Origin of the sequence: Candidatus Pelagibacter sp. HIMB1542 (assembly GCF_052047835.1) — a bacterium.
In the GTDB taxonomy this organism is placed as follows: Bacteria; Pseudomonadota; Alphaproteobacteria; order Pelagibacterales; family Pelagibacteraceae; genus Pelagibacter.
Genome location: NZ_JBNAJB010000001.1, coordinates 156,922 through 169,026 on the forward strand (window position 1 = coordinate 156,922; position 12,105 = coordinate 169,026).

At 30.6% G+C, this 12,105-nt stretch carries 10 protein-coding genes; 6 read left to right on the top strand and 4 right to left on the bottom strand.

Features of this window, described 5'->3' with window-relative positions; all coding sequences use genetic code 11:
- A complete protein-coding gene (locus tag ACTTBI_RS00840; protein WP_440652215.1) occupies window positions 1-1,128 on the bottom strand; it encodes a thiolase family protein in 1,128 nt (375 codons plus the stop codon).
- Window positions 1,129-1,233: 105 nt separating this feature from the next.
- Here ACTTBI_RS00840 and ACTTBI_RS00845 point away from each other — a divergent pair, with 105 nt between their 5' ends.
- Window positions 1,234-3,456 (top strand): 3-hydroxyacyl-CoA dehydrogenase NAD-binding domain-containing protein, encoded by a 2,223-nt coding sequence (locus tag ACTTBI_RS00845; protein WP_440652216.1) that lies wholly within the window; start codon window positions 1,234-1,236, stop codon window positions 3,454-3,456.
- Here the strand turns inward: ACTTBI_RS00845 and ACTTBI_RS00850 are convergent.
- Window positions 3,449-4,099, bottom strand: coding sequence for a peptidylprolyl isomerase (locus ACTTBI_RS00850; RefSeq protein ID WP_440652217.1), 651 nt, complete (start codon window positions 4,097-4,099; stop codon window positions 3,449-3,451). The two genes, ACTTBI_RS00845 and ACTTBI_RS00850, sit on opposite strands and share 8 nt — an antisense overlap.
- The gene (locus ACTTBI_RS00855) at window positions 4,096-4,824 is read right to left on the bottom strand and encodes a putative zinc-binding metallopeptidase (RefSeq protein ID WP_440652218.1); all 729 of its coding nucleotides are present in this window, start codon (window positions 4,822-4,824) and stop codon (window positions 4,096-4,098) included. Before ACTTBI_RS00855 ends, ACTTBI_RS00850 begins: the two co-directional genes overlap by 4 nt.
- 53 nt (window positions 4,825-4,877) lie before the next feature.
- Between ACTTBI_RS00855 and speB the strand changes: the two genes are divergently transcribed.
- Window positions 4,878-5,837 (top strand): agmatinase, encoded by a 960-nt coding sequence (gene speB, locus ACTTBI_RS00860; protein ID WP_440614075.1) that lies wholly within the window; start codon window positions 4,878-4,880, stop codon window positions 5,835-5,837.
- Window positions 5,838-5,857: 20 nt separating this feature from the next.
- A complete protein-coding gene (locus ACTTBI_RS00865; RefSeq protein WP_440652219.1) occupies window positions 5,858-7,291 on the top strand; it encodes an aldehyde dehydrogenase family protein in 1,434 nt (477 codons plus the stop codon).
- Here the strand turns inward: ACTTBI_RS00865 and argE are convergent.
- Window positions 7,288-8,466 (bottom strand): acetylornithine deacetylase, encoded by a 1,179-nt coding sequence (gene argE, locus ACTTBI_RS00870; protein ID WP_440652220.1) that lies wholly within the window; start codon window positions 8,464-8,466, stop codon window positions 7,288-7,290. The two genes, ACTTBI_RS00865 and argE, sit on opposite strands and share 4 nt — an antisense overlap.
- A 28-nt stretch (window positions 8,467-8,494) precedes the next feature.
- Here argE and ACTTBI_RS00875 point away from each other — a divergent pair, with 28 nt between their 5' ends.
- The 3 genes from ACTTBI_RS00875 to acnA are packed head-to-tail and all read left to right on the top strand — an operon-like array spanning window position 8,495 to window position 12,105.
- Entirely contained in the window at window positions 8,495-8,836 is a 342-nt protein-coding gene (locus ACTTBI_RS00875) for a tRNA-binding protein (protein WP_440652760.1), read from the top strand.
- Window positions 8,837-8,838: 2 nt separating this feature from the next.
- Window positions 8,839-9,432 (top strand): LysE family translocator, encoded by a 594-nt coding sequence (locus ACTTBI_RS00880; protein ID WP_440652221.1) that lies wholly within the window; start codon window positions 8,839-8,841, stop codon window positions 9,430-9,432.
- A gap of 3 nt (window positions 9,433-9,435) precedes the next feature.
- A complete protein-coding gene (gene acnA / locus ACTTBI_RS00885) occupies window positions 9,436-12,105 on the top strand; it encodes an aconitate hydratase AcnA (RefSeq protein ID WP_440652222.1) in 2,670 nt (889 codons plus the stop codon).

The window sequence follows — 12,105 nt, forward strand, 5'->3', positions numbered from 1 at the left end:
TTAAACTGATTCAATTATTGTTGCAATTCCCATTCCTAAACCAATACATTGAGTAGCAAGAGCGTATTTTTTATTTTCTCTTTTTAAAAGTTGTGCAGCTTTTCCTGTTATCCTTGCACCTGTTGCTCCCAAAGGATGTCCTAAAGCAATTGCACCACCATCTAAATTTACTTTATTAATATCTATTTCTAAATCCTTGATGCAAGCTAGTGATTGAGATGCGAAAGCTTCATTTAACTCCACAATATCAATGTCTTTTATTGAAATTTTAGCTCTATCCAAAGCTTTTTTAGTTGCTGAAATTGGTCCTAAGCCCATATAGTTTGGATCACATCCTTCAACAGCAGTGGATTTTATTCTACCAAGAATTTCTAAATCATTATCTTTAGCAAAATTTTCTTCACATATCAGTGTTGCAGCAGCTCCATCAGTTAGAGGAGATGAAGTTGCAGCTGTTACTGTTCCATTTTGATCAAATACCAACTTTAAACTATCTAGTTTTTCCATTGAGCTATTAGGTCTAATATTTTCATCAGTCTCACAATTACCTATCTTAGTAATTTCATTTTTAAATTTATTTTTTTGTTGGGCTTCATTTGCTTTTCTATGACTTTCTAAAGAGAACTTTTGTTGCTCTGTTCTTGAAATATTATATTTTTTTGCAACATTCTCAGCAGTAATTCCCATTGATAAATATAAATGTGGATTTTGTTTTTCTTCATTAGAATAAGGGTAGGGTAAAGGATCAAAGCCAGTTCTAACTCTTGTCATGCTTTCAACACCTCCACAAATAAATATCTTACCTGACCCCATTGCTATTTTTCCTGCAGCAATATGAATTGCCTCCATTGAAGATCCACACCATCTATCTACAGACATACCAGGAACTCTAATATCTAGATCTGATAAAAAAGTTACTAATCTTCCAATATTAAAGCATTGTTCACCAACCTGAAAAGCGCAACCAATAACAACATCATCAATTTCTTTTGGATTAATTTTTGATTGTGAAACAAGATTTTTTATTACTTCAGCTAGCAGATTAACTGGTTTTACATCTATTAATTTTCCTTTATTTGCCATTGCAAAAGGTGATCTGGAGTAACCAGCTATTACTGAATTATACATTTTTCTCTTTAATATTGTGTTAATTTATATAGCTTACCAATTTAATTAATCAGGAAATTTGTCTTATTTCAAGTTTTTGATTAATTCAATAGAAGTTAATTTATTATGGATATTAAAAAAGTAGTTGTTATTGGATCTGGTACGATGGGTAGTGGAATTGCAGCGCACCTGTGTAACGCAAATGTACCTGTAACTCTTTTAGATTTAACGACAGAAATATCTGAAAAAGCTAGAGACAGAATTCACAAATCAAGACCTCCATTACTTTTAGATAAAACCAAAATTGAAAATATTAAAGTTGGAAATATTAATGATAATTTTGATGTAGTAAAAGAAGCTGATTGGGTTGTTGAGGCTGTTGTTGAAAGAATTGATATAAAGCACAATATTTATGAAAAAATATTTAAGAATAGAAAACAGGGAGCAATTGTTTCATCAAACACATCATCTATCCCAATTAAAGTTTTATCAGAAAAATTAACTGAAGAAGAAAAAAAAGATTTTTGCATTACTCATTTCTTTAATCCAGTTAGATACATGGGTTTACTTGAAATTGTAAAAAACGAAAATAATGATTTAAATAAAATTAATTCTCTTAAAAAATTTTGTGAAATTGAATTAGGTAAAGGAGCTATTGTTTGTAATGACACTCCTGGTTTTTTAGGAAATCGAATAGGTGTTTATGCAATGCAGGTAGCAATGACAGAAGCATTTAGAATGAAATTATCAATTGAAGAAGCCGATGCAGTGTTTGGAAGACCAATGGGTATACCTAAAACAGGAGTTTTTGGCTTATATGACTTGATTGGAATTGATTTGATGGCTGATGTTTTAAAAAGCTTTATTAAAGAACTTTCTGATAATGATGAATTTCAAATTGTTGCAAAAGAAATTCCGTTAGTAAAAAAATTGATTGATACTGGTTACACTGGACGAAAAGGAAAAGGTGGTTTTTACAGAATAAATAAAAGTGGAAACCAAAAAGTATTAGAAGCTATCAATTTAGAAACAGGTGAATATACAACCTCAAAAAAAATAGATTTAGGAGTTGAGACTGTAGATATTAATAATTTAATTAATCGAAAAGATAAATATGGAGAATATGCCTGGGAAGTAATTTCTAAAATAATTAAATACGCGTCTTCTTTAGTTCCAGGAATTACAGACAAATTCAACGATATAGATGAAGCAATGAGACTTGGTTTCAATTGGGCAATGGGTCCTTTTGAAATGTTAAAATCAATTGGAGTTGAAAACTTTTTTTCAAGGATAGATAATTTTGAAAATAATAAATTTTTAGAAAATTTATCTAAATCAAAAGATGAAAACTTTTATGGAGAAAGACAATTATATACTGATATCGAAACACTAGGAAAAATTAGACCAACAGCAATAAAAGTAGATAAAAATAATTCTGCTGAAATTCACCGTTTTAAAGATTTTAATATTGTCGAATTTACTACAAAAGCTTGTGCATTAGATTACGACTCAATGGATGCATTAAAAAATGCAACTGACAAACCGCTCATTGTTATGAATGAAAGTATGCAATTTTCTGCGGGTGTGAATTTGAGTTATACGATGAATTTTGCAGACAAGAATGATTTCAAATCTATAGAAAAATTTATTAAATACTTTCAGGATACTTGTAAAACATTAAAATATTCTAAGTACCCAGTAGTTTCTGCACCTTCAGGTCTTACTTTAGGCGGTGGTTTTGAGGTTTTAGTTCAAAGTAACTTTGTTGCATCACACACAAATATTGTAGTTGGTCTTGTAGAAACAATTGTTGGATTAGTGCCAGCTGGAGGTGGATGTAAAGAAATGTTATGGAGATGGTCACAAACTAATGAGGCAAAATCTGATCCTGATTATGCTCCTTTAAAAGTATTTGATATTATTGGATACGCAAAAACTGCAACTTCTCCTGTAGAAGCAGAGCCTTTAAAATACTTAAAACCTGAGGATAAAAAAATCATGAATAGAAACAGTCTTTTTGAAGAGGCGAAAAAACTTATTCATCAAAATAACGATTTTGTTCCTCCAGAAGAGTGCAAATTTAATTTATCTGGAAAACCTTTGAAAGAAAAGATGATTAAAGTTTTAGAGAAATTATATAATGATAAAATAATATTAGATCATGGAATGCATGTTGGAACTGAACTCGCAAATGTTTTAAGTGGTGGTGATACAAATTTAGATAAAACTTTATCAGAGGATGATCTATATAAATTAGAGTTAGATTCTTTTATGAGATTGATAGAAACCAAGCAAACTCAAGAAAGAATTAAACACACTCTTTCAACTGGAAAACCTTTAGTTAATTAGTCTCTAACATTCTAAAAGTGTTTATATAATCAGGTCTTAGTACATAGATTGCTTTATTCCCTGTTTTAATTTTCTTAAGAATATCCAGACCAAACTTTACTTTTCCAAGTGGAGTGTATTCTCCTTGATAAATTGGGATATCTTTCAAGGTAATAAAAAATTCACTATCTTCAGAGTCAAATTCTGTTGATCTTGCAAATCCAACACTACCTTCAGTAAATTCAAAATCATCACTAAGTTCTGATTTTAATAATCCTAATCCTGATTTTCCACTTCCAATTTTTGAGTAATCTAAATATTCAATGTTTCCAAATTCAATATCACCAGCTTGTACCAAAGTATTTTCAACCACCATATAGAAAGCTGAACCATCATACATTTTTTTTTCAATTAATATTTTAAATCTTTCAACAGCTTTTGGAGAAATTTCAGGATATAACTCAATAATAACGTTTCCACATTCTAAATTCATTACCGCAATATTATCTGGGTTTTTAAAGTTTAATGTTTTTAAATCATTATTGTCTATAAATAGACATTTATTTTTTAATAAAAAAAAAGACGAAAAAGCAGAAACAGCTAAAACTATTAAAAAAATAAATAAAATTTTTTCTGATTTTGATGCCTTAATTGTTTTAATCATAAAATATTTTCATCGATTTTAGATATATGTAATTTAATAAAATTAACCTTATTATTTAATATAGAGTCGCTTTTTATTTTCTCTTCAATCAAATCTTTATTAAGCATTAAAAAAGAAAAGATTTCAGCCATATCTTCTGATGGAATTGATTTAGAGTATTCTGTTAAAAAACCATTAGTATTTTCATATAAATCTAAATTTAATCTATCTGAGCAAGTGGAACATTCAGCGTATTCAAAATCAGAATTATTAAATAAAGAAAATTTTTGATCATTAAAATCATCCTCATAACTATTTTGAATCATGTGAAAAATCTCATGATGAATCATTCTTTCAAAATATTTTTCGTTAAAGTTTATGTCTAATATTAAAGTTCTATTTTTATTATCTGGTATTCCGCCAGTATTGATGTTCGAAATAAATAAACCTTCACAAAATACAACATATTTTAAATTTATTTTTTTAAGAAATTTAGAATTGTATCTTTTAATATTTCTCTCAATCGTTGGAAATTTTGTATTAAGATTTTCTTGATTTGTCTTATTGCAAGTAATGTTGTCATCTACTCCTATTTTAAAATCTCCTTTTGCATTTAAATAACGGATATTGTTCTCATTTTTTAGTTTATAGATTTCCAAGTTCGGAATTTTGATGAGATTGTATATTTCATCAGCATTTACCTGTGAAAACTGAAATATTAAGATGAATAAAATAATAATTTTCATTAATTTATTATAGACGAATTAGATTAGATAATATTATCTTAGATTATTAAAAAATGACAAAAGAAAGAAACAAAAATCCTATTCAACCAGTAAGTGGAACAAAAGTACCTCGATATGCTGGTCCAAGTACTTTTGCAAGATTACCAGAATTAAGAGATGTCGAGAGCTGCGATGTAGCGATTGTTGGTGTTCCGTTTGATGCTGGAACCAGTTATAGACCAGGAGCGAGATTTGGTCCTCAGAGTATAAGACAAGCATCTAGACATTTAAGAACAAATTATCATCCAAGTTATGATGTGGAACCTTTTAAAATTCAACAAGTTGCAGATGCAGGAGATATTTCGTGTAATCCATTTAGCATTGATGAAGCTATTAAACAAATAGAAGAGGGAGCAACTGATCTATTAAACAAAGTAGGTGGAATAATTAGTTTAGGTGGCGATCATACAATTGCAGTGCCATTGTTAAGAGCAATTAATAAGAAAAATAAAGGACCAGTTTCTCTAGTTCATTTTGATGCTCACTTAGATACTTGGGATACTTATTTTGGTGCTCCATATACACATGGAACTCCATTTAGAAGAGCAAGAGAAGAAGGTTTATTTTTAGATGATGCTTCAATGCATGTTGGTATAAGGGGACCTCTTTATAGTAGAGATGATATTAAAAATGATGAAAGTTTTGGTTTTAAAATAATTCACTGTGATGAATTTCAAACTGAAGGAACAGATAAAATTGCAGAAAGGATTAGAAAAAGAGTAGGAGATAACCCACTTTATCTATCTATAGATATAGATGTTTTGGATCCAGCTTTTGCACCTGGTACAGGAACACCAGAGATAGCGGGAATGACCACACGAGAAATGGTAAATGTTTTAAGGGGGTTGTCTGGATTAAATTTAGTTTCAGCTGATGTAGTAGAAGTTTCACCAGCATATGATCATGCTGAAGTTACATCTCTTGCAGCTGCAACAATAGTTTACGAATTAACAAATTTATTTGCAAAATCATAAGGAAAGGATAATTTTAAATCATGTTAGATAAAAAAAATTTTTATATTAATGGAGCATGGGTTAAACCAAATAGTGCTGAAGAAATTAAAGTAATCGATCCAGCTACAGAAGAAAACTGTGCTGTAATTACTTTGGGAAATAAAGCAGATGTTGATTTAGCAGTTGCTGCAGCAAAAGATGCTTACGAATCTTGGGCCTTTTCCTCTAAAGAAGAAAGGATCACATTATTAGAAAAACTTTATGAAAATTATAAAAAAAGATGGGCAGATATTGCAGAAGCCATAACTCTTGAAATGGGTGCACCAAAAGATTTTGCCACAAAATTACAAGCAGGAACAGGAGCAAGTCATATTAAATCATTTATCAGATATTTGAAAAATTTCGAATTTGAAAAACCATTGGGTGAACACGCTCCAAATCAAAGATTAATTTATGAACCTAAAGGTGTTTGTGCATTAATAACACCTTGGAATTGGCCAATGAACCAAGTTTGTTTAAAAGTAATGCCAGCAATTGCGGCAGGTTGCACAATGGTATTAAAGCCATCAGAATTAGCGCCACTTTCATCAATGATACTTGCTGAAATTATTGATGAGGTAAAATTTCCAAAAGGTGTGTTTAATTTAGTTAATGGTGATGGAGCAACAACAGGCGATGCTCTTACAAGCCATCCAGATATTAATATGATCTCTTTCACAGGCTCAACAAGAGCTGGAGCTTTGATTTCTCAAAACGCTGCTAAAGATTTTAAAAGAGTAAGCTTAGAATTAGGTGGTAAAGGGGCAAATATAATTTTTAAAGATGCTGATCCAGAAGCAATTGAAAGAGGTGCTTTAAGATGTTTTAGAAATTCTGGACAATCTTGTAATGCCCCAACAAGAATGTTGGTTGAAAAATCAATGTATAATGAAGCTATAGAGAGATTAAAAAAATATACTGAAAATTTTGAAGTGGGTGATCCTAAAAAAGAGGGCGAACACATAGGTCCAGTTATTTCAGAAACTCAATACAATAAAATTCAAACTTTAATTCAAAAAGGTATTGATGAAGGAGCAAAATTAGTTGCTGGAGGAATAGGTAAACCTGATGGATTAGATAAAGGTTACTTTGTTAAACCAACTGTTTTTGCAGATGTAAATAACGATATGGATGTTGCAAGAACTGAAATTTTTGGACCTGTTCTATCTGTTATCCCATTTGAAACAGAGGAAGAAGCAATTAAAATTGCAAATGACACTTCTTATGGATTAACAAACTATATTCAAACTCAAGACTCTGAAAAAGTCCAAAGAGTTGCCAGAAAATTAAGATCTGGAATGGTGGATGTTAACGGAGCTGGTATTGCTGTTGATGCACCATTTGGAGGTTTCAAACATTCTGGTATCGGTAGAGAAGCTGGCGAACATGGCTTAGAAGAATTTTTGGAAGTAAAAGCTGTGGGTGGTTGGAGTTAATTTACTGATTTATCTTTTACACCTTCTAAAAATTTAAGGCATTTTTTCATCTCGTTTAATTCTATGAACTCATCAATTTTATGAGCTTGTTCTATGGATCCAGGTCCACAAACAACTGTACTAATTCCTAGTTCTTGAAATAAACCGGCCTCTGTTCCAAAAGAAACCACTTCCCTTGAATTATCACCAGTTATATTTGATACAAATTCACATGCTTCAGATTCATCTAATCTATTAAACCCAACTACTTCACCAATCGTTTCCTTTTTTATATAAGAATCTGGAAATACTTTTTTCATTTCTGGTAAAAGTACTTCATTTGCATATTTATCAATTTCATTTGTTACAAATTCCCCATCTTCTTTGACAACTGGTCTTGTTTCCCATTCAACAATACATTTGTCTACAATAACATTATGAGCAATACCACCTTTGATGCCCCCAATTGATAAGGTTGAATGTGGAGGATCAAAAATACTATTTTCTTTAACTCGTTTTTTTAACTGTTCTCTTATTTCTAAAAGTTTTCCAACATACCTAGTAGCATACTCTGCAGCATTTACTCCTAAATGTGGTTTCGAACTATGTCCCGCTAGTCCTCCAAAGTGAACTGTGTATTCATTCATACCTTTGTGGGCATCTATAATTTTCATTGTAGTTGGTTCACCAATTATACAAATTCCATTTTTTATATCTCTTTTTTTCAATTCCTCTATTAATAAAGGAGCTCCAATACACGCAGTCTCTTCATCAAATGTGTAACAGAAATGCAAATCTCTATCTAAATTACTTTCTTTAAAGATTGGTGCATAAGCAAGTGTACATGCAATAAAACCTTTCATGTCACATGAGCCTCTTCCATAAAGTTTATCTTTTTTAATTGTTGCAACAAATGGATCGGTGCTCCAACCTTTAGAAACTGGAACTACATCAGTGTGTCCTGATAGAATGATTGGTTTTTTTGTACTTTGATTTTTTGCTTTTAAAGTTCCAAAAAGATTAACTCTTTTTTTATCATCATCGTAAACTTTAAAAGTATCTATTCCGATGTTATTTAAAATGTTTTCACAATAATCAATCAAATTACTATTATCTTGGCCTGAGATAGTTTTAAATGCAATTAAGTCAGTTAAAATCTTGATTGATTTTTCATATAAATTGTTATCTATACTCATAAACTTAAAACACTATATTATTATAATGATTAAAGAGCAAATTACCTATGACACTTTTGACAAAGTAGATATTAGAGTTGGCACCGTAATTTCAGTAAAAAAAAATGAAAAGGCAAGAAAACCATCTTTAGTAGTTGAAGTTGATTTTGGAAGTGAAATTGGCATTAAACAATCATCAGCACAAATTACTCATTATTATAACGAAGAGAATTTAAAAGGAAAACAAGTTATTGCAGTTTGTAATTTTCCTGAAAAAAATATTGCTGGTGTAGTTTCACAAGTATTGGTTTTAGGAGCAATAGATGCTGAAGGGAAAGTTACTTTAGTACACCCATCACAAAAAGCTGAGAATGGTTTACCAATTGCTTAGCAATGCATCCTGAAATTCTTTCGATAACTTTATTTGGAATTGTTGCTGCATTTACACCTGGTCCTAATAACTTTGTAGCTTTTTATTCTGGTTTTAACTTTGGTATAGTTAAAACACTTCCACATATAATCGGGGTTACACTAGGTTTTCCATTTTTATTATTATGCCTAGCTTTAGGTTTGATAAATATATTTAAGCTTTATCCTTTAATTCAAGAAATATTAAAATATTTAGGAACTCTATTTTTGATTTATTTAGCTTATAAAATTTCTTTTTCAGGTCCATCAAATCAAGAAAATAAAAATAAAAATCCGATTAAATTCCATGAAACTTTTATCTTTCAGTTTCTAAATCCAAAAGGTGTAATTGCATCTATAATTCTTGTATCTACTTATATAAATCCAGGAGAAACATTTGTGAGTTATACGACTCAAATTCTTGTTATGGCTTTACTAGTTTCAGTAACGAGTATAACTCTTTGGACATTTTTGGGTAAATTCTTTAGGAAATTTGCGACAAATCAGAAATTTATTAATTATTTTAATTATGCTATGTCACTGCTTCTTTTAACAAGCATAATAACTTTTTATTTATAAAATATGACACCAGGAAACAAAAATTCTTATAATTCTCTTAAAAAAATTAACATCAACAACAAAGAGTATAATTATTATTCATTAAGTGAAGCAGAAAAAAATGGGCTAGATGGAATTAATAAACTTCCAAAATCTCTAAAAGTTTTATTAGAAAATTTATTGAGATACGAAGATGATTTGAGTGTTACAAAATCTCAAATAGAAGCAATTAAAAATTGGCTGGAGTCAAAAAAATCAAAAACAGAAATTGCATATAGACCTGCTAGAGTTTTGCTTCAAGACTATACAGGAATTCCTGCTGTTGCAGATTTAGCTGCGATGAGAGAGGCTGTTAAAGAAAAAAATAAAGATCCCAATACAATCAATCCATTATCAGCAGTTGATCTTGTAATTGATCATTCTGTTCAAGTTGATCAATCTGCAAAAGCAGATTCATTTGAAAAAAACGTAGATATAGAATTCAATAGAAATGGTGAGAGATATTCATTTTTAAAATGGGGACAGCAAGCTTTTGATAATTTTAGAATTGTCCCTCCAGGAACGGGAATTTGTCATCAGGTAAATTTAGAATACTTATCTAAAGTAGTTTGGTCTGAAGAATTTAAAGGTGAGAAATATATATTTCCAGATACACTTGTCGGCACAGACAGCCATACAACGATGGTTAATGGACTTTCTGTTTTAGGCTGGGGAGTAGGTGGTATTGAAGCAGAAGCAGGAATGTTAGGCCAACCTATATCTATGTTGATACCTGAAGTGATTGGTTTTGAAGTTAAAAATAAAATGCCCGAAGGTACAACGGCAACAGATCTTGTTTTAACAGTGGTTAAAATGTTAAGAGATAAAGGTGTTGTTGGAAAATTTGTAGAATTTTATGGAGATGGATTAAAAAATCTAACTCTTGCAGATAGAGCAACTATTGCAAATATGGCTCCAGAATACGGTGCTACTTGTGGTTTTTTTCCAATAGACGAAGAAACTTTAAAATATCTAAAATTTTCAGGAAGAGATCAGCACACTGTTGAAGTAGTTGAAAAGTATGCGAAAGAACAAGGTTTGTGGGCAAGTAATGATTTAGAATTTACTGATGTAATTTCATTAGACATGTCCACAGTTGTACCAACTATTTCTGGTCCAAAAAGACCTCAAGATAAAGTTTTGTTAACTGATGCACCAACTTCATTTAAAAAAGTTTTATCAGAAGCAACTAATAAAGATCAAAAATCAATATCGAAAGTTTCAAATACTGATTATGAAATTCAAGATGGTTCAATTTTAATTGCTGCAATAACTTCATGTACCAATACTTCAAATCCAAATGTTTTAATTGGAGCAGGTTTGCTCGCTAAAAAAGCTGTTGAGCATGGATTAGAAGTTAAGCCTTGGGTTAAAACATCATTAGCACCTGGATCTCAAGTAGTAACTGACTATTTAGAAAAAGCTGGTTTAAATACTTATTTAGATCAATTAGGTTTTAATTTAGTTGGATATGGATGCACTACTTGTATTGGAAACTCAGGACCATTACCTGAAAACATAGTAGAGGCAATTCAAAAAGAAAATATTCATGCTGTTTCTGTTCTATCAGGAAATAGAAATTTTGAAGGAAGAATTTCTCCTCATATTAAAGCAAACTATTTAGCTTCTCCACCATTGGTGGTTGCTTATGCAATTGCTGGGCACATGGAGTTTGATTTATACAAAGACCCTCTTGGAAAAAGTAAAGATGGAAAAGATATATTTTTAAAAGATATTTGGCCTTCAAATCAAGAAATAGAGGATACTTTAAAAAAATCTTTGAATGCTGATATGTTTATCCAAAGATACTCAAATGTTTCTGATGGTCCTACTCAATGGCAACAAATTAAAACTGAAAAAAGCAGTATTTACAAATGGGACGAAGGTTCAACTTATGTAAAAAAACCTCCATTCTTTGAAGGTTTGTCTGATGAGCCAGAAGGATTTAAGGAAATTAAAGATGCAAGACCGTTATTAATATTAGGTGATATGATAACAACAGATCACATTTCACCAGCTGGAAGCATACAAAAAGATAGTCCGACTGGAGAATATTTCATGGAACATCAAATTTTACCTAAAGATTATAATTCTTATGGTTCAAGAAGAGGGAATCATGAAGTTATGATGAGAGGAACTTTTGCAAATATTAGAATTAGAAATGAAATGGCACCAGGAACTGAAGGTGGATTTACAAAATTATATCCTGAAGAAAAAGTAATGCCTGTTTATGATGCAGTTGTTGAGTATAAAAAGAGAGGAACTGATTTAGTAGTAATAGGTGGTAAAGAATATGGAACTGGCTCTTCGAGAGATTGGGCTGCTAAAGGAACTAAACTTTTAGGAGTAAAAGCAGTTATTGCTGAAAGCTTTGAAAGAATTCATAGATCAAATTTAATTGGAATGGGAATTTTACCACTGCAATTTAAAGATGGAGAAAACAGAAAAAGCTTAAATTTAGTTGGTTCAGAACTGATAAGTGTAGTTGATATTGAAAAAGGCATAAATCCTTCTGATGAAGTTGTTATAGAGATCAAATATATCTCTGGAGAAATTAAAAAAGTGAAGACTTTATCTAGAATAGATACTAAAAATGAGCTGGAGTATTATAAAAATGGAGGAATTCTCCAATATGTGCTAAGGAACATGATTTGA

Excerpts from the sequence above, each read along its gene's own strand:
- ACTTBI_RS00840 (WP_440652215.1), bottom strand. The coding sequence starts at position 1,128 with ATGTATAATTCAGTAATAGCTGGTTACTCCAGATCACCTTTTGCAATG.
- ACTTBI_RS00845 (WP_440652216.1), top strand. The coding sequence starts at position 1,234 with ATGGATATTAAAAAAGTAGTTGTTATTGGATCTGGTACGATGGGTAGT.
- ACTTBI_RS00850 (WP_440652217.1), bottom strand. The coding sequence starts at position 4,099 with ATGATTAAAACAATTAAGGCATCAAAATCAGAAAAAATTTTATTTATT.
- ACTTBI_RS00855 (WP_440652218.1), bottom strand. The coding sequence starts at position 4,824 with ATGAAAATTATTATTTTATTCATCTTAATATTTCAGTTTTCACAGGTA.
- speB (WP_440614075.1), top strand. The coding sequence starts at position 4,878 with ATGACAAAAGAAAGAAACAAAAATCCTATTCAACCAGTAAGTGGAACA.
- ACTTBI_RS00865 (WP_440652219.1), top strand. The coding sequence starts at position 5,858 with ATGTTAGATAAAAAAAATTTTTATATTAATGGAGCATGGGTTAAACCA.
- argE (WP_440652220.1), bottom strand. The coding sequence starts at position 8,466 with ATGAGTATAGATAACAATTTATATGAAAAATCAATCAAGATTTTAACT.
- ACTTBI_RS00880 (WP_440652221.1), top strand. The coding sequence starts at position 8,839 with ATGCATCCTGAAATTCTTTCGATAACTTTATTTGGAATTGTTGCTGCA.
- acnA (WP_440652222.1), top strand. The coding sequence starts at position 9,436 with ATGACACCAGGAAACAAAAATTCTTATAATTCTCTTAAAAAAATTAAC.